Source organism: Aquimarina mytili (assembly GCF_016735115.1).
GTDB classification, from domain to species: Bacteria; Bacteroidota; Bacteroidia; order Flavobacteriales; family Flavobacteriaceae; genus Aquimarina; species Aquimarina mytili.
This window is the reverse complement of record NZ_JAERQJ010000005.1, coordinates 290,370-308,694: the sequence shown is the minus strand read 5'-3', so window position 1 is coordinate 308,694 and position 18,325 is coordinate 290,370. Positions and strand designations below refer to the sequence as shown.

The 18,325-nt window shown below is 34.3% G+C and carries 14 protein-coding genes; 5 read left to right on the top strand and 9 right to left on the bottom strand.

Annotated features, from left to right (window positions below; all coding sequences use genetic code 11):
• Positions 1-145: 145 nt before the first annotated feature.
• The 7 genes from JJQ60_RS14495 to JJQ60_RS14465 form a co-directional block, all read right to left on the bottom strand.
• Positions 146-1,297: a DUF4932 domain-containing protein gene (locus tag JJQ60_RS14495; protein ID WP_201921544.1), complete on the bottom strand. Its 1,152-nt coding sequence runs from the start codon at positions 1,295-1,297 to the stop codon at positions 146-148.
• A gap of 53 nt (positions 1,298-1,350) precedes the next feature.
• Positions 1,351-2,124 (bottom strand): hypothetical protein, encoded by a 774-nt coding sequence (locus JJQ60_RS14490; RefSeq protein ID WP_201921541.1) that lies wholly within the window; start codon positions 2,122-2,124, stop codon positions 1,351-1,353.
• 47 nt (positions 2,125-2,171) lie between these two features.
• Positions 2,172-2,903, bottom strand: a complete 732-nt coding sequence (locus JJQ60_RS14485) for a hypothetical protein (RefSeq protein ID WP_201921538.1) — start codon at positions 2,901-2,903, stop codon at positions 2,172-2,174.
• Positions 2,904-3,002: 99 nt separating this feature from the next.
• The gene (locus JJQ60_RS14480) at positions 3,003-3,281 is read right to left on the bottom strand and encodes a hypothetical protein (RefSeq protein WP_201921537.1); all 279 of its coding nucleotides are present in this window, start codon (positions 3,279-3,281) and stop codon (positions 3,003-3,005) included.
• A 305-nt stretch (positions 3,282-3,586) separates the two neighbouring features.
• Entirely contained in the window at positions 3,587-4,033 is a 447-nt protein-coding gene (locus JJQ60_RS14475) for a DUF1572 family protein (RefSeq protein ID WP_201921535.1), read from the bottom strand.
• 371 nt (positions 4,034-4,404) lie between these two features.
• The gene (locus JJQ60_RS14470; protein ID WP_201921532.1) at positions 4,405-5,811 is read right to left on the bottom strand and encodes a DUF5689 domain-containing protein; all 1,407 of its coding nucleotides are present in this window, start codon (positions 5,809-5,811) and stop codon (positions 4,405-4,407) included.
• 95 nt (positions 5,812-5,906) lie between these two features.
• Positions 5,907-8,834 (bottom strand): TonB-dependent receptor, encoded by a 2,928-nt coding sequence (locus JJQ60_RS14465; protein WP_236669129.1) that lies wholly within the window; start codon positions 8,832-8,834, stop codon positions 5,907-5,909.
• 181 nt (positions 8,835-9,015) lie between these two features.
• Here JJQ60_RS14465 and JJQ60_RS14460 point away from each other — a divergent pair, with 181 nt between their 5' ends.
• Positions 9,016-10,065 (top strand): endonuclease/exonuclease/phosphatase family protein, encoded by a 1,050-nt coding sequence (locus JJQ60_RS14460; RefSeq protein WP_201921529.1) that lies wholly within the window; start codon positions 9,016-9,018, stop codon positions 10,063-10,065.
• 52 nt (positions 10,066-10,117) lie between these two features.
• On the opposite strand, the gene JJQ60_RS14455 is transcribed toward JJQ60_RS14460, so the two are convergent.
• Together JJQ60_RS14455 and JJQ60_RS14450 are read right to left on the bottom strand one after the other, a co-directional pair.
• Positions 10,118-10,525 carry a hypothetical protein gene (locus JJQ60_RS14455; RefSeq protein WP_201921526.1) on the bottom strand — a complete coding sequence of 136 codons (408 nt, stop codon included), beginning with the start codon at positions 10,523-10,525 and terminating at the stop codon, positions 10,118-10,120.
• Between the two features lie 111 nt (positions 10,526-10,636).
• Positions 10,637-12,472: a cation:proton antiporter gene (locus JJQ60_RS14450; RefSeq protein ID WP_201921523.1), complete on the bottom strand. Its 1,836-nt coding sequence runs from the start codon at positions 12,470-12,472 to the stop codon at positions 10,637-10,639.
• 131 nt (positions 12,473-12,603) lie between these two features.
• On the opposite strand from JJQ60_RS14450, the gene JJQ60_RS14445 reads away from it, so the two are divergent.
• The 4 genes from JJQ60_RS14445 to JJQ60_RS14430 are packed head-to-tail and all read left to right on the top strand — an operon-like array spanning position 12,604 to position 18,322.
• Complete coding sequence (locus JJQ60_RS14445) at positions 12,604-13,464, top strand: universal stress protein (protein ID WP_236669128.1); 861 nt, start codon at positions 12,604-12,606, stop codon at positions 13,462-13,464.
• A complete protein-coding gene (locus JJQ60_RS14440) occupies positions 13,465-15,729 on the top strand; it encodes a SulP family inorganic anion transporter (protein WP_201921521.1) in 2,265 nt (754 codons plus the stop codon).
• 41 nt (positions 15,730-15,770) lie between these two features.
• On the top strand, positions 15,771-16,631 hold the full coding sequence (locus tag JJQ60_RS14435; protein WP_201921518.1) for an MBL fold metallo-hydrolase: 861 nt from the start codon (positions 15,771-15,773) through the stop codon (positions 16,629-16,631).
• 14 nt (positions 16,632-16,645) lie between these two features.
• Positions 16,646-18,322: a S8 family peptidase gene (locus tag JJQ60_RS14430; protein WP_201921516.1), complete on the top strand. Its 1,677-nt coding sequence runs from the start codon at positions 16,646-16,648 to the stop codon at positions 18,320-18,322.
• Positions 18,323-18,325: the final 3 nt, after the last annotated feature.

Genomic DNA, 18,325 nt, shown 5'->3' with positions numbered 1-18,325 from the left:
ACAGATGCCGGTGAACCCCATAAATGGTGTATCACATATAGGATGCTGAGCAAGTTATATTAAAAGAAAAAAGATGGTTTAAAGCAAAAAGGAAATATTTATTAACTTTAGAGAACTGGACTAAGGCTTTTCATAGGACATGTTGTTATGTGCTTTCATTTATTCTTTTTTTTATTTTTTCTGAATTAAAACTATCCAGAGCCTTTAGAAGATTTGGAAGAAACTCTTCAAAGCTATCAATACTGCTGTCTCCTTCATATTCCTTAATTTTAGTTTCAAATTCTGGTAAAAAAATGAAATTCAACTTTTCAGTATGATATTTACGCAATTCATCTGCCCATTTTTTATTTCCACTTCTTTCAGCAAGTCTGATTTCACCTAGTCTAACTAAATGCTCTGCTAAGCAATCAAACCAATTATCATAGTTTTGGTTTTCCATAACTTTTTGAAGTTCTGGAGTAAACAAACTCATATATTTATTAAGAAGTGTTTCATTCTCTTTTTTTGCTAGTATCGTGTTCACAAATGCGTGACCAAACTCATGATATGAATTGCGCAGGGTGAATTCTTTGTTGTCAAAACCAAAATATTCATATTTATTTGAGATGCTATCTTTTTCAACTGGTAATGAGGCGCTGATCACCTGGTAAATCAGCATTCCATCGGGAGTGTAAACATATGGGCCAATTCCCCTATATCCATATGCCCCACCAGTAGGCATTTCAGGAGCGGGTATTATCGTATATCTTATTTTGTTTTCTCTGTAGTATTCTTCTATTTGGCTAATAAAGTCTTTTGGAGGCAAATTTTTCAATACTTCCTGTCTCACACCTTGATAAAATACCTCATTCGCTTTCAAGAAAGATTCCACATTTGCATTGACATAGAATTCCGATAACTTTTTAATCCATTGATTGATAATCCCTGTCCTATTTGCGTATGGTGAATTTTCGAGAGGGTACTTGAATTCCGTACTTGGGAAATCCTCTAAATATAACAGAATCTCAGTTAGCTCATCGAAGTAGAATATTTCGTTTTGTAATAAACTGTCGGAAAGTTTAACAGCAGGATGGTCTTTAAAGGGGGCAAAATGTTTTTGGGCGGCAACACACATTGGACGTGTTGGATATTCTCCAGGCCAAACAAACATTTCTATGATATGGGAAGTATGTATGTTGGGATTTAAATCTACCTGAATTTGCCTTTCGGCAACTTCTTCTTTTTCCTCGTTGTGATTCTTGGGTTTACAACTTAAAAGAAGTATAATAATCGCTAATATATTAAGAATAAATCTCATTTTTCAAATTCAATTGCATATAACGTTCGGCTAAACTACGTTTTTAATGCAGTTTAGATCTTGTTGTACTTAGTTTTTGTTACCGCATATTCGTTCACCCTGCTCTCTGTCATTATAGCATCTTGCTCTCTCTTTTTTGGTATTAAGAGGTTAAAGTATTGGTAGACATGTCCTTTGCCACCTGATCTTCTAATTTCAAATTCAAGACATTTCATATCTACAAACAGTTTAGATGTGCATTTAGTTAACCATCCATCTTGATTGTTATATGATACTATATAGCTCTTGTTTATTAAAATCCCAATAGTGGTTATTTTAGCTTGCGGGTTTTCAAAATCAAACAGTTTAGATTTAAACTCTACCAGTGATTTTCTTAATACAAGAGAAACAACAGTGGTTATTGAGAGGAGCAAAAAAGATGACAAGATAAATACTTTATAATCTTCTCTATACAGCATGATCATAAAAGATAGTATTATAGGAATTACGATAAACAGTGTTATCTTATATTTTTTGATTTTTTTTTGATAATATTTTTCTACAAAATTAAGCCATTCTATTTTTTCATAGTTAAACAACTCAATTAACCTTGAGTCATCATTTAAGTGCACTATTAAATCATTTTTGAAAGACTTGTTAGTTCTTATAACGTATTTAAATGAGTATGTGCATAGTGTTATTCCTAGCGGTATTAAAAATAAACTTACTAGGTACCCATCCTTTTCATTAAATAAAATCAATAAAATAGACGCCAATATAAGAAATACAGAAAACGGAATAAGCAATACTATTAATATGGATTTTATCTTCCAAAAAGGGTTTTTCATAGATTAAGTACAATGTTTAATATATGTGCTATAGCAGGGCAAAAATGTTATTGTTTGTCATTTTTTACCAACCATTGTTTGAAATAAAGGTTTTCTATTTCTTTTCTTTTCTCTTGATTAAGAATTTCAATTGCTTTTGATGCTGTTGACAGGTCAATTAAATACCATACTTTATCATCTTTTTCATCAAATTTTTTATCCCTATTTGAATCTCGTAACGTTCTAAAAATTATTTTGTCGGTATTAGGTACGATTTCATATTCGATCAAATTTTCATCGACAGGGCTAAGTCTTAACAACTTATTTCCATCAATATCAGAGATAAAAAGTTGTTCAGGATCAAGATACGTCAATTTTTTGTCCAGATTATAATCGGTATCTCCAGCTCTATATAAAACGCTTTTTTTGAGTATTGGACCAACGTTTTTAAAGTTGGTAGTAAAATCTGAAATCCTTGTCTTTTTCTTGGTAAGTAATTTGGTTTTTCCTGTCTTTACGTCGTAAAATATTAAATTCCAATAGTTAGGATAACTATCCGCATAATAGGATTTCGAAGTATATCTACTTCCTCCACTAGCGTTTTGAGTCGAAATTGGAAGGATCACTTTTTCGAGGCTATCAATAAAAACAACTCTTGAATACTCAAAATGATATTCATCCAGAATAGAATCAATTTGTTTCTGATTTAGGTTTTTATCTTCTATTATTTGGATTCTATCCTGTCTTTTATTGCAAGACAGAAGCGTTAGCATGAGTATAATAATTGATATTGATTTCATAATTAAAGTATAACGTTTAATATATGTGTCGTAGCAGAGTAAAATGTTACATTACTTTCTGCAAACATTACGTCTTATCAAAAATAATTCACAATCGTGTTAATATTCTTGAGTATCTACAAGATTTCCAGTTTCGTCAAATTCAAATTCCATTACTTCAACTCCACCACCACCAGAAAAAAGATATTTTCTTACTTCTAAGCTGTCAATTCTAGGGTATTTATTGGTAATATATTTATCAACAATAAAAGCATACGATATTAAACTATCTTTTGTTACAAGGCCGTGATCAATATCTTGAAGAGTAAATTCCACAGAAATATTGTCCCAAGACATTTCTACGTAATTGAAATTAAATTCATTTCTTAAGTCATTCATTATTTTAAAATTGTTTCCAAATTCAGTCTTACAACTAAAAACAGAAATAATAAAAACCAAGTATAACTTTATAGCGTTGATCGTCATTTTTTATTTAATGTTTACTAACGGTTTGAGTATGCTATTTACTTGTTAATCGTCAAGCGTTTGTTCATTTTAGTTTAATTACATAGAACGGTCTCGTATAACCGTTACGGGTTAATATGCGTTAATTTTCGGTTTAGCATAGACTTTAGCAATTCCGAGTGGATTCGGACGTAGTCTAATCTGCCGTAATTGCGTTTATACATTGTTAGTTGTAGTTTTTATTCATCTATTAGTCGCCTATGATAATTTATTTGTCCAAGATGATAAGTCAAATGTTTTATCAAATGAACTAGTAAGTATTCATTTGTTTCTACTTTAGAGAACTTCAAAATAGGATAATCGTTTTTAAGTTCTTCGTTTGTAATAGAAATCAGTGATTTTTTAACCATTTCTATTGTGATATTTATACTGTTGATCAATTCAACTCTTGAAACATTTTTTTGAGTAAATTCAAGCTCTCTATTTCTAACATAGTTTGTTTTTCCAATTTCTTTTCCAATAAAAGTATGTAGGTTTCCGATTAAATGCAGAGTTAAATTTCCTGCAGAATTAGAAATATTTTTTTCGATTCGCCAGATATTTTCTTCATGCTTATAAAGTCCAATTTCAGTTATTAACTTGTTCAGTTCACTTTCAAAAAAGGTTATTAATTCATTTTTATTCATTTGTTAAGCCTATCAATTTTCATTAATATTTTAGATATATTTTTCTCCTTAGTTCCAGGAATTATTCGGATTATCATAGGTAAATTAACACTAACGTTCAATATATGTGTCGTAGCGGGGCAAAATGTTACCTTACTTTTTGATTTTTCTGCGCATTGGTTGCTAACTTTTCCTTTGAGTAAGCATTGCGTCTTACCAAAAATACAACAACCTTTCGATTGATCACTTAGCTGCTATGATCACATATATTTACCCCTAGTTGGCTACTCGTCTGTGATGGGTGCTGTCAAAGATTAGCTTATAAGAGTAAATAATACAATGACATGCCGGTTTCAAAAAAATGAAACCGGAAACAATAACTCAACAAGATTCTAATTGCAAGTAACTTTAATATTATCAATATGATATCGCGTTGTAGCCCTGGGATCACCCCCTATGTATCGAAAACCGATTCGTACACCTCCCTCTAAACAGGATAAACCAATAGGCCCTGAAGAAATAAAATCACCAAAAGCATTTAATGGTGCTCTAGGTATTGTAGCCCCAAGTTTTATCCAATTTGTGTCTTTAGGATCTCCAGTAAAACTATTAGTGATAAAAACCTCAAGAATGTTTCCGTTATCATAGCCTGCTTGTAGATCAAAATTTAGAACAGCATTAGTGCTTATACCTATGTCAAGTTCTGGGGTAATTAGCCATACTTCATATACACTTTCTTTAGATCTAAATCCTGTAATCTGTACATATTGATTGCCAGCAAAATCCCCTATTTTGTAGTTGAGTTTACCACCTGTTGTGTTGGTATTGATCCACCCCTTATCTTCGAGGTCTTTAATTTTTAAATCTGTAAAATTTTCTTCAAACATTAGTGATGATCCCTGGTTTGCGGGCGGGCAGTCTAAAATAATTGGATCGCAACGTGTCTCATTGTCAAAAATCAACCCTGTGGGGTCATTAAGCACTAGATTATAAGTGTCTCCTTCAAAGTTTTTAGTTAGAATTCCTTCAAAACTTCCTTGTTGAGCAGGTAATTTGAGCCCCCTAAAATCAGAAAAAGTACTTGTGCTTAATACTACAGATCTTCCTGTATTGCAACTTTCTACAAGGCGTTCTCCATCAAATTGGTCATTGGCTTCTGCTGCAAATGTAAATACGTTGTTGTCTTGTACCATGTTTTTATTAAACTGAATATTATCCACTTTAATAAAAAGGTTTAAAAGCTTATCCGTAAAATCTTCAACAGTTACTAATCGGGGGAGTATTTCAGATATTTCTGTAGATCGTATAACAACCTCATCCAAAGAAAATGAAGGAATTGCGCCTATAGCATTGCCTTCAGAAATTCCAAGAGTAGCAACACCATTTTGCATACCCAATGACAGCCCATCGAGCTTTACGTATACCTTTCGACCAAATTCGTATTTAGTAAACAAAGGGCTGTTATCTATTAATACTCGAATGCCAGCTTGAGGGTGTTTATCTTTGTCCTGAAGTATTAGTTCTTTAAAAAAATTACTTGCTTTATCACTAGATATTACATAACCCGTGATAAAATTGCCTGTGTCATCAAACACAACTTTTGCCTTTTCTCCATCTTTTTCTATCTCCTGCCCTAAAATACCGAGGGCTGCGTCGATCATGATCATTGTACCATTAACCTCTGGTTCCTGGATAACCAGCTCTGGGGTCTCAAAATCTTCTTCTGAAACGCAACCAAAAATTGCAATAACAGTTCCTATAAGTGCTAATCCTGTTTTTATCTTATTTTTAGCATACATGTTTTTGTGTTTTTATAAATGTTAAATCTTGCAAAGCTTTGTACTTCAACTGAGCTCGGTAATTACATGAACTCTTGTTAGGATGAACGTCTTAATTAAAATCGTACATACGTATTTATATAGTATGACGTACCAAGCCCATAAAAATACTTTGGTCCAAAAATGGGTGTTTGTCGTTGCGACTCTTCTAATGCTTTTCTATAATTAGCATTCCTGGTCTGCTCAAAACCTCCCGTTTTATATTCTTGATTGAAAAGATTATTTACTGAAGCAAAAAAACCTACATAATACCTCCCTACCCTCCAAGATTTTCCGCCGATGAGGTTTACAATAAAATAATCGTCAAACTTTTCTTGTTTTAAAAGATTCCTTGCAATGCCTTCGTCATAATCATTAAATGTAAGACCATCGCTATCCTGATAAAAATTTGCTGTTCTTGCAAAGGGGCTTATGCTAATATACCCGTTAGAAAAATAATTAGTAGTGGCGCCAAACCACCAAAAATCTGGATCACGATATTCAAACCCAAATTGAGCAGCATTCTGCGGCCCCCCTGAGAGATAATATCCTTTTAATGTAGACTTGCCAAAATTTCTTATTCCTTCAAAATTCGTAAAAGCCTCGCTCGTACTTGTTAAAATCAAATTGGGGTTGTTGTCATAAATAAAACTTCCAACTCCTGCAGCTGCTTTAAGTTTAACGGTGGGAGTAATTTGGTATTCTAAACCTAATTCTCCTCCAACATATCGCTTATCTATGCCCGTAAGTATCTCTTGAACAAATCCATTATCAGAACCCGAGATAGCTTCAGTAAAGAAGAATGAAATGTTAGTGGCATCTTCAATTTTCGTATAATAGCCTGTTGCTCTTGCTTTTATTGTTGAAGATTGAAAAATATAGCTCGCATCTGCCGATTGAATTTTTTCATTTTTCTGATCACTATCTAATATCAGTGCAACTGTGGTATTGTTTTGTCTTGCGTTTGTAAAAGCATTTCGAATTGTTGGTGCTTTAGTAAAATAAGCTCCTTGTACTCTAATAGAATTGCGTCCATTGATTCTAAGCGTGGCTCCTCCTTTTACTCCATAGTTTGTAAAATCGACAGGTTCACTCTTTCCTAAGGATTCATTTCCGGGGAAATATCCGTTTTCAAAAAGCCCATTTCTTTGGTATGACGTTTGGGAAATGCTTCCACTAACAAAAAAATCAATTTTATCATATGCAAACTGCCCTTGCAAAAACCCATCTAAAGCTGTGGCATCAATTTCATAATTATAATCATATCGATCCCCAACACCTACCAGTCGATTTGGGTTTTGCAAATCACTTTGAGCCCGATTTGCTAGTTCTGTTGCACCAAAATCTTTAACCGAAAGAGCAAATAAATCTACATCCAAAAAACCAGTGCCGCCTAAAAGATCTTTGACCTGAGCATAGTTTTCACTTTTTAATTGCCTGAAATTGATCGCAGAATGTAGCGTGATGTGTTTGCTAAATTGGCTATTAAGAATCACGTTGCCCGATAATTGAACATCATCGGTTCTGTCTTCATAAAGAATGTAAGTAGCATTGTTTCCTTGTTGTGCATTTTGTTGATTGGTTTGTATCAATTCATCCCAATGTATCTGTCCATTATTAGTAAGTTCTTGTTGTGCTAAAAATGCATTTTGATAGTCAAGTGGCGTTGAATTAGTATTTGCTAAAAAGGAGCTTGGCAGGTTGTTTGGATGAACCGGGTTTGTAACCACACCTCTGCCTCCACCAATATAAGTGTGTTGCCCATTCGGGCCTGATATATAATCACTGCCCCCGGTATCAATTCTTGTATTTCCTGTTGCTCCAAATTGGAATGCAATATTGGTGTTTAGGCTTGTGTTTTTAGTAATGTCCCAATAATGATTTAGCATGATAACTGGTTCTTCTATTTTTCTTTCTCTGGAGTTTCTTTTTCGACCGTTTTGATAACCCCAGTTGGGGTTGTAGCTGTTTCCTTTAATTTTATATACCTCTTCAGTTATTGCTGTAGATTTGCCTCTACGATTAGGGGTATAAAAACCGGTTACATTAATACTTTGTGTTTTACTAAGTTTCTTTTCTATAGCAATAAAAAACGAATTCGAATCATACAGGGTTCCATCAATAAACCCTTCATTTCCATATCTACGAGATAGCGATGTAGAAAAAGCCCAGCCTTTTGCTGTTAGGCCGGAACTATATGTCCCCATTACTCTTCCTTGGTAACTTCTATTTGAGGTGGCATAAGATATTCTACCCCCTTTTCTATACTTAGACGCTCTTAAAATGATATTTGAAGTCCCCAGAAGCCCTCCAAACGAATAATCATTTTGTGCAATTCCTTGAGAAAATTCCTGGTTTCGAAGTACATCATTCAGTCCTCCCCAATTGCCCCATTGTGGTCTTCCATTAAAAAGCTTATTCATTTCAACCCCATTAATCAATACTTTTCCGTTTTCATTTCCTAACCCTCTCGGACGAAAAAATGTTGCGCTAAAATCAAAGGCTGCAGCATTAAGAAATACATCTCTATTAGCATGAAGCAACGCCGACATGTTGTATGATACGTCGTTTTCTTCTTCTAATTGAATGTCTGATAAACTAATTATGCCGATCTGTTTTTGTTCAACACTAAAATCAAGTTCTAATTCAATTTTCTTGAGGTCTAATCCCTTCCCTTCATTAATCACAACAGGAAACTGTTTTGTTATATATCCTTGTCTTGATATTACAAGAATTTGTTCTCCTAATGGCAGTGCTATGTTTTTAAAATCAAACTCTCCAATGGTATTGGTATTTGTAGCTATACTCGATTTTTTGATTTTTATGCTGACGTTATTAAGTCCTTGATTAGTAATTGCATCTGTGATTTTTCCTTTTAGTTCTGTTTCTTGAGCATTAAGCATTAAAATACTTCCTAAAAAGATGAGGCTTATGTGTTTTAAACAAACCATATTAAAGAGTTGCGTGAATTTATATATGGCAAGAATAGAAAATCCTAGTTTCATTTTTCGGGACTGGGATTTTTTATCATTGTAATTGATTTGGTAGACAAGAAATCAATTACGTTTTTGGGTGTCCTCTTCTCTTTTAGATATTGTGAGCACAGAAACACCCTCTCTTACCTCCTTCTAAGGGGAAAAGAACCATTAAAATTAAAATACTGATTGCTAAAAACTGTATATCCTTATGACTTTAAAACATTCTTATATCCTTTTTGTCTTTTTACTTTCTTCCTGTATTTTTTCTCAAGAAAAAAAAGAATATCTAATCAACACCATTGCATTTTATAATCTCGAAAACCTTTTTGACCCCGAAGATGACCCTATCACTTTTGATGATGACCGAACTCCTAAAGGGAAAGACCATTGGACCTATGAGATATATCAAGACAAACTAAAAAACATGGCTGAAGCAATCTCCAGTGTTGGTGCTGATATCGCCAATAATTCACCAGCGATTATTGGTGTTGCAGAAATCGAAAATCAAAAAGTGCTTGAGGATCTGGTTCATGAAAAAGCATTATCAGCAAAAGGTTATGGCATTATTCATTTTGACTCTCCTGACAGAAGAGGAATAGATGTAGGGTTGCTCTACCAAAAATCATTGTTCAAACCTAAAAGTAGCAGTAAACATAAAGTGTTAATTTATGACCGTGATACTGCTAAGCGAATATATACCAGAGATCAATTACTTGTAAGTGGGTATCTAAATGGCGATTTAATTCATGTTATTGTCAATCATTGGCCCTCTCGTCGTGGAGGAGAAGCCAGAAGTCGCTATAAAAGAAATAAGGCTGCTTTAGTAACAAGAAAAATCATAGATTCTCTTTTTTCTGTAGACCCATATGCCAAAATCATTACAATGGGAGATTTTAATGATAGCCCACATAGCCCCAGCATAAAAAAGATATTAGCGGCAAAACCAGATCAAAAAGATGTAGTGTTAAAAGGGTTATATAATCCTATGGCAAAACTCGCAAAAAAAGGTATTGGCACATTGGCTTGGGGGGATCGCTGGAGCGTATTTGATCAAATTATTATTTCTAAAGCACTACTAAGCAAGGATTATACATCCTACCAATATTATAAGGCCGGGATATATAGTGCCGACTATCTAACCACCAAAAAAGGAAAATATAAAGGCTACCCTTATCGCAGTTTTACTAATGGAGCGTATACTTCTGGATATAGTGATCATTATCCTGTATACATATACGTAATAAAAGAAAAACGGTAACTGTTGCAGTTACCGTTTTTCTTCTTAGCGGGTTTTAAAAACCGGCTTGGTTTTATATGCATGTAGAAAGTTCTACATATCGTTCGAATGGAATTTCTAGGTCTCTATCACCAATAAAAGCATTTCCGTTTTCGCCGCGACAAACTTCTTCGTCGACATTACTATTGGTACAGATCAAGCAAACTCTACCCGAAAAAGTACAGTCTCCTAGCACGTTTAATTCTGTTCTTAGGCCTTTTATTACATCAGCATCTAAATAACAATTATTAGCTAGATTATTTTCTATGGCTGTTTTATAAGCCTCACAAGTAGCGGTAGTGCTATTTTGAGTATATTGAAGTAAAGCATCTGCTAAAATAAGGTCTCCCGCATTACAATCAAAGCTGTCATCATCGCTTTTGCAGCTGGTAAATCCAAGGGCAAGGATACATGCAGCCGTATACATAAGTGTTTTCATCATATACTTATTTTGGGTTAAGTTGAGGTCAAAAATAATAAAATTACTGTCTTTTGAGGCATACCACAATAAAAAAACTGATTATAGAGGGCTAATGCGGTCTTATTTTTGTGCTTATTTAACGTATTCGATATCAATAGGTTTGCCGATGTAAGCCAAAAAACTATCTTCCTCTACTTGTTCCATTTCTTCACTAAATGAGGAGATAATTCTTATTTTCTTATTCACGTCTTTTAAAAATAGCGGAATAATATCTTTATCTTTTTTAGTGATCTCTATAAGGTTTTTATAGTGGTTTTTATCCTTAATTCTTATCTCCTGGATCCCCGGATATTTTTCAGCAAGTTCTATAAGCTTATAATAATCATCTGTATGAGAAAACAATCCTTCTTGTGGGTTGTTCTTCGGGTTTTGCATTTCTTCTGAAGTGATTAGCCTAAAGGCTCCATGTTCTCCAAACTGATCCTTAAACTTTTCGATGGCATATTTGTTTATATCGCTGTTTCCGGTAAGGGCCATAAGATACCCAACATCATTTAGCTCAATATTATCCTTAAGTTGATCTCCATAAATATTTCCTTCCAGAGCCTCTAATCCCAACTCTTTGGCTTTATTAACATTGTTTCGGTTATTATCGACTAAAACGACATGACGATTATTGTTCTTGAGATATACAGCTATTAATCTAGAAACTTTGGAGGCTCCGATAATTAAAATTCCTTCTGAAGTTTTTAAAAACACACCAACTAATTTTGCAAAATACCTGGCAGTAGTAGCATTTAGCAATACAGTGCCCAGTACAATCATAAAAACTAATGGTGTAATGTACTCTGCTCCCGATTCTCCTATTTTGGTTAATTTAAGCCCAAATAAAGAAGCGATTCCTGCAGCTACAATCCCTCTGGGCCCTACCCAACTGATAAATAATTTTTCATTGGTCTTAAGGCCGGATCTCATAGAGCTTAATAACACCCCCAAAGGTCGTATCAGAAATACCACAACAGCGAAAAGCAAAATAGCTTTCCAGTCATATACCAACATAAGATCTTCAATATTGATATTTGCCGCCAAAAGGATAAATAAGATCGATATCAAAAGCACACTTAATGATTCTTTAAAATATAAAATCTCATTTAGGTTGGGAAGATTGATGTTTCCTAGCACCATACCCATGACTACTACAGAGAGTAATCCAGATTCGTGTGCAAAAATATCAGACATCACAAAAACTCCTAAAACTGCAGCCAGAGTTACTACATTGAGCAAATAGTGCGGAATAATTTTTCTTTTAAGAGAAAAAGCAAGTCCATGTGCAAATGTGAATCCGAATGTAAATCCAAAAAGTACTATTTTACCAAACTCTATTAAAGCAGTAATTGTAAACTCCTCACCTCCTCCTGCTCTAATAAACTCGAATACCAATACAGCAACCAAAGCGCCAATAGGGTCTATAAGTATTCCTTCCCATTTTAAAACGGCAGATACATCCTTTTTTAAAGGAATGTTTCTTAATATAGGCGTTATTACCGTGGGTCCTGTTACTATAATTAAAGAAGAAAACAAAAACGAAATAGGCCATGTCAAATCAAAAATAAAATGAGCTGCTATTCCGGCACCAAAAAAGGTAACAGCAACAGCAACAGTAATTAGCTTCAAAATCACTGGGCCTACATTTAGGATTTCACTTCTTCTTAGTGTAAGCCCTCCCTCAAATAGGATGATACCAATGGCAAGAGAAACAAAATAAAACAAGCTTTCACCAGGAAACAACCCTTCTTTACCATTCCAGATAGGTTGGATAAGTTTGGTGCCGTCATTGGTAAATAACGTTGCCAGTGGTCCCACCAATAGCCCTATCAAAATTAATGGCAAAATTGCGGGTATTTTAAACTTCCAGGCCACCCATTGTGCCAAAATGCCCAGTATAATAATTCCTGCTAGTTCTAACATGTTTTTCTATAATCTAAATTACAGTTAAGAAAGATCGTAATTTTTTTGAACATAGCAGAAATTACTTCTATTTCCTAGTTTCAAAAAATAAGTTTATCTTCTGCCGCTATAATGCATTAGAAAATAAAACTTTGAACGAAGTATTCAATCACAAATTTAGCACCATCCTTATTGGTGTAGCTTTTTCTCCTAATCTTAAAAATAACATTTTTGAAGCCATGAGAATGGTTGATTTTTTTGATTCTCAACTAATTCTAGTTCATGTGGGAGAAAAAACAAAATCCAAAGAAGAAAAAATCAAAGCGTTAATTTCTGGATTCTCTGATAATGGTGATGAAAAAGTAAAGCTAATATGGAAACAAGGAGACCCTGTAGAAGTAATTATAAGTACTGCTAAAGACCACAATGCAGATCTTATTATGCTTGGGGCCATACCACGAGAGAATTTTCTTAAGTTTTATATTGGATCAATAGCACGAAAAATTACTCGAAATGCACATTGCTCTGTTTTATTGCTTATTGAGCCTTCAGAAGATTTGCGACCATGCAATCATATCGTTGTGAATGGGCTTGAAGATGAGAAAACGAAACAAACCATACTTGATTCTTTAGAAGTAGCACAAAACTTAGGTGCTCAAAAAATTACTATTGTTGAAGAAATTTCCCAAGAAGAAATACATGTTGTTGTAGAGGATGATCAATCGCTCTTAAAAGACACTCTGATAAAAGAACAATTATCCAAAAGTAAAGAACAACGTGTTTATGACATCCTTAATGAAGTTCCTGAAGCGAACAAGAAGGGGGTATTGGTAAAAACACAATCTATTTTTGGAAAAAGAGGATATTCTATCGGGCATTATGCAAAAGTTGTTGCCGCAGATTTATTAATAATGAGCGCTCCAGAAAAAACAACATTCTGGGATCGTATTTTTCCACATGATCTCGAACACATACTAACAGAACTACCAACAGATGTTTTAATTATGAGATAAATGGAAAAGACAAACAACAAAACATCTGATTTTATCTCCCAATTACCTAAAAACATGTTTTCTGGCTTTGTGGTATCATTAATTGCATTACCTCTTGGTCTCGGATTGGCATTAGCTTCAGAAGCTCCTCCTATTTCGGGAATAATTGCAGCTGTAGTTGGAGGAATAATTGTATCTATTTTTGGTGGATCTAATGTTACTATAACTGGACCTGGAAATGGGTTAGTTGTCGTCTTGTTGGGAGCAATAACTACACTTGCGAATGGAGATGTATATCAAGGCTATATTTTTACCCTTGCCGCAATTATATGCTCTGGTGCTTTAATGATTATTATCGGGCAGTTGCGCTTAGGAATTCTAAGCGATTTTTTTCCGTCTTCCGCAATTCAAGGGATGCTTGCTGCTATTGGTATTAGTATTTTTGCAAAGCAGTTTCACGTCATGCTAGCCAATACCAGTATTAAAGGAGATACTCTTTCTTTATTGGCTGATATTCCTGGTAGTATTTCATCATTGCTAGTGCCTGATCAATATCATATTCTTATTGCCGCAATTGTGGGGGTGCTAAGTCTTTTTATTATGGTTTTTTATGGTAAAATCCGCAATAAATATTTTCAGCTGTTACCTGCACCCATGTGGATTGTTTTGCTGGCAATAGGATTGAGTTATTACTATGAGTTTTTCTCAAGTGATCAATATCCAATTAGTGCCAATCTTTTGGTTCAGATTCCTGACAATGTATTATCAAACTTTCCTACTCCTGATTTTTCGTTAGTACTTGATCCCAAATTTATTGGGGTTGTCATGGCAATTACATTGATTTCAAGTATAGAGTCTTTGTTAAGCATCAAAGCTGTTGATAAACTTGACCCTTTTAAAAGAAGATCTAATGTAAATAAAGATCTTACAGCACTAGGTATTGCCTCAATTGCCAGCGGGTTTTTAGGGGGGCTTAATGTGGTTACTGTTATTGCCAGAAGCTCTGTAAATGTGAATAATGGAGGAGCGAACAGGTCTGCCAACTTCTTTCATTCTGTGTTTCTTATCTTGTTTGTGGTTTTGTTTCAAGATCAACTCAAAAGGATTCCTCTTACGGCCCTGGCTGCGATACTAGTCTATACAGGATATAAACTTGCAGCTCCCAAAAACCTGAAAGACATTGCAAAAATCGGAAAAGAACAGGTTCTTATTTTTTTTGCAACCATTATTGCAACCATTACCACCAACCTAATTACAGGAATCTTAATCGGTATACTAGCCACCATAATTATACATTTCATACTTAATAAAAGTATTATGTTTTTTGTGAGAAATCTCTTTAAACCCAATGTTCTTATGTTTAAAGAAGGAGGAAGTGGTACATATTTTATAAGTGTAAAAGGGTTTTCTAGTTTTTTGAACTATTCCAGATTAAAAAGAAAATTAGATACTATCCCCGAAAACCAAGATGCGATCATTGATTTTTCTTTTTGCGACTTTGTTGATTATACAGTGCAAGAAAGCCTCTTGGGTTATCAAGATTCTTTTACCAGAAAAGGTGGGTCTTTTGAAATCACGGGGCTAGATATTCATGGAGCATCATCAGAGCATCCTTTGGCGGTTAGAAGTTTAATTCCTTTTTCGAAAAAAATTAAAAAAGAATCAAACTCAAACCTAACCAAACGACAAAAAGATTTACAAAACATTGCTACTGATTTTTCTTGGCATTATGATCCCAAAAAAGACCATAGTTCTTGCGGGTTGACTGATTTTGTGTTCTTCAAAACTAAAAAAGTCAAGTATACAAGTAATGCTATTTTTGATCCCAATGCGATATTTAAAATCTCTGATGTAGAGTTTTCTGAAGGTGAATTTATTACTCGATCTTTGGTTCGAACAACGCTATTGACCATACAATTAAAAAAGGAAATCCCTAAATTTACTTTGGATAGAGAGGGGTTATTAGAGTTTGTATATAAATTTGCTGGTTTTAAAGATATTCAAATCGAAGAACATCCTGATTTTTCAAAAAGATTCTTTCTTTTAGGTGAAAACCCAGAAAAAATTCGATCATTCTTTAAAGATGAATTAGTACTATTTTTTGAGAGTAACCCGTATTATCATATCGAATGTAACGGCAATTCTTTATTGTTATTAAGAAAAGAACGTTTGGCGAGTGTAAAAGAAGTAAAAGCCCTTTTGGATTACGGAACCCGCCTTGAAAAAATTGTTTCCAACATTCAATATGACGAAATAGTGTTAAAAAGTCCAAAAATTAAATCTTGATCCTTATCATTTTTTCTATTTTGCAAAGATTTTGATAAATTATGAACTTATATCCCATAAAGGCTGGAAATTTTAAACTTGACGGTGGCGCTATGTTTGGTGTTGTCCCAAAAGTTTTATGGAACAAAACGAACCCTGCAGACAATAAAAACCTTATTGATATTGCGGCAAGGTGTTTGCTTATTGAAGACGGTGATAAGCTTATTCTTATTGACTCTGGTATGGGAGACAAGCAATCTGAAAAATTCTTTAGTTATTATTCACTTTGGGGAAATGATAGCTTAGATAAATCTCTTAATGAAAAAGGCTTTCATAGAGATGATATAACCGATGTTTTTATAACCCACCTTCATTTTGATCATTGTGGAGGGGTTGTACAGTGGAATACTACCAAAACGGGGTATGAGTTGGCTTTTAAAAACGCTAAAATATGGAGTAATGAAGAACACTGGCAATGGGCTGTAAATCCTAATGCTCGTGAAAAAGCATCTTTTCTAAAAGAAAACATTATGCCTATCCAGGAGAGTGGGCAATTAAATTTTATCTCCAGAACAGAAAATGCGTTTCAAAAAAACTCAGAGTTAGGGTTTGGCGTACTCTTTGTAGATGGACATACAGAAAAACAAATGATTCCGCATATAGAACACAATAACAAAACTATAGTTTTTATGGCAGATTTGCTGCCCACGGCAGGCCATATACCTCTGCCCTATGTTATGGGTTATGATACAAGGCCTCTTTTGACTCTAGATGAAAAAAAGTTGTTTCTGGAGAATGCAGCTACCCAAGGTTGGTATTTGTTCTTAGAACACGATGCCCATAATGAAATAATAACAGTACAACATACCGAAAAAGGCGTGAGGCTTAAAGAAGTCTTTACGTGTCAAGACATATTTAATTAAAATAAAGTATAAAAATGAATTTCTCATCAAATAAAACCCTTATTGCTATTGCTTCTTCAATCGTTCTTGCGAGTTGTGGAGCTCCGGTAATTGTTTCTACTCCAATAGAGAATATAGATTCTATTCCATTAAAAAACATAGATCTAACCGGTTCTCAATTAAAAAATTGGGGGGCTCGTGATTTAGTTTCTGACACAATTCCTGGAATGAGTGTGGATAAGGCTTATAATGAAATTATTAAAACGAGGAAAGGTCAAACCGTAATCGTTGGAGTCATTGATAGTGGTGTTGATATAGAACACGAAGACCTTAGAGGAGTGGTTTGGACAAACCCAAAAGAAATTAAAAGCAATGGCAAAGATGATGACAACAATGGATATGTAGATGATATTCATGGGTGGAATTTTCTGGGTGACTCTGAGGATGAAAACCTGGAGTATGTTAGAATTATCAAAAAATTAAAGCCTAAATACGTTGGTAAAACCCTTGCTTCTGTAGCAGAAAGTGATCGAGACGAATATCAGCAATATATAGAAGCTAAAGCAGAGTTTGAAAAAGAATATCAAGAGGCTTCAGGAAATAAGATGCAGTATGAACAAATTCTGCAACAATCTAAAATTTCTCACAAAGCTGTTTCTGAAGCCTTAGGAAAAGAAGATTATTCTAGTCAAGAACTGTTAACCCTAGAAGCCAAAACACCCGAAATGCAACAGCACATTGCTTTTCTGTCTCAGATGTTTGGATTTTTAGATTCTGGCGATACTATTCCCGATTTTATTAAAGACTTAACAGAAGGGGTTGAACATTTTACAGAGCAACTTAATTACAATCTTAACCTGGACTTTGACGGAAGAACTCCTGTTGGTGATAATGTGGATGACATTACGAATACAAAATACGGTGATAATAAAGTAATGGGACCTGATCCTAAAAAAGAGGGTGTTTTACACGGAACTCATGTCGCAGGAATTATTGCCGCTGAGAGAAATAATGGAAAAGGAATGAATGGTGTGGCGCAAAATGTAAAAATAATGGCCATAAGAGCGGTTCCTAATGGTGATGAGTACGATAAAGATATTGCTCTTGCTATACGATATGCCGTAGATAATGGAGCCAAAGTGATCAACACAAGTTTTGGAAAATACTATAGTACACACCCAGAATGGGTTAGAGAAGCGATTCAATATGCCGCATCAAAAGATGTACTTATTGTTAATGCCGCAGGAAACGAGGGCATAGACCTTGATCAAAAACCTGTGTATCCAAACGACCAAACTGATAATACTTCAGAAATAGCAAATAACTTTATTACTATTGGTGCCTTAAATTATAAATATGGCTCTGATTTGGTTGCAGATTTTTCTAATTATGGAAAAAGCAATGTGGATGCTTTTGCTCCAGGGGTTAAAATATGGTCTACAGCTCCGAATAACTCTTATAAATATTTGCAAGGAACATCAATGGCTTCACCTGCGGTGGCTGGTGTTGCTGCCTTGATACGATCTTACTACCCAAAACTCAAGGCTTCTCAAGTAAAACAAATTCTTATGGATAGCGGATTAAGTACTAAGGCCACTGTTAATATCGGTACAGATACACCTGGTATCTCTGCTTTTTCTGAACTATCCAAGTCTGGAAAAATGGTAAACCTATATAATGCCCTTATTATGGCAGATAAAATGTCTAAGTAACTT

Excerpts from the sequence above, each read along its gene's own strand:
- JJQ60_RS14495 (WP_201921544.1), bottom strand. The coding sequence starts at position 1,297 with ATGAGATTTATTCTTAATATATTAGCGATTATTATACTTCTTTTAAGT.
- JJQ60_RS14490 (WP_201921541.1), bottom strand. The coding sequence starts at position 2,124 with ATGAAAAACCCTTTTTGGAAGATAAAATCCATATTAATAGTATTGCTT.
- JJQ60_RS14485 (WP_201921538.1), bottom strand. The coding sequence starts at position 2,903 with ATGAAATCAATATCAATTATTATACTCATGCTAACGCTTCTGTCTTGC.
- JJQ60_RS14480 (WP_201921537.1), bottom strand. The coding sequence starts at position 3,281 with ATGAATGACTTAAGAAATGAATTTAATTTCAATTACGTAGAAATGTCT.
- JJQ60_RS14475 (WP_201921535.1), bottom strand. The coding sequence starts at position 4,033 with ATGAATAAAAATGAATTAATAACCTTTTTTGAAAGTGAACTGAACAAG.
- JJQ60_RS14470 (WP_201921532.1), bottom strand. The coding sequence starts at position 5,811 with ATGTATGCTAAAAATAAGATAAAAACAGGATTAGCACTTATAGGAACT.
- JJQ60_RS14465 (WP_236669129.1), bottom strand. The coding sequence starts at position 8,834 with ATGAAACTAGGATTTTCTATTCTTGCCATATATAAATTCACGCAACTC.
- JJQ60_RS14460 (WP_201921529.1), top strand. The coding sequence starts at position 9,016 with ATGACTTTAAAACATTCTTATATCCTTTTTGTCTTTTTACTTTCTTCC.
- JJQ60_RS14455 (WP_201921526.1), bottom strand. The coding sequence starts at position 10,525 with ATGATGAAAACACTTATGTATACGGCTGCATGTATCCTTGCCCTTGGA.
- JJQ60_RS14450 (WP_201921523.1), bottom strand. The coding sequence starts at position 12,472 with ATGTTAGAACTAGCAGGAATTATTATACTGGGCATTTTGGCACAATGG.
- JJQ60_RS14440 (WP_201921521.1), top strand. The coding sequence starts at position 13,465 with ATGGAAAAGACAAACAACAAAACATCTGATTTTATCTCCCAATTACCT.
- JJQ60_RS14435 (WP_201921518.1), top strand. The coding sequence starts at position 15,771 with ATGAACTTATATCCCATAAAGGCTGGAAATTTTAAACTTGACGGTGGC.
- JJQ60_RS14430 (WP_201921516.1), top strand. The coding sequence starts at position 16,646 with ATGAATTTCTCATCAAATAAAACCCTTATTGCTATTGCTTCTTCAATC.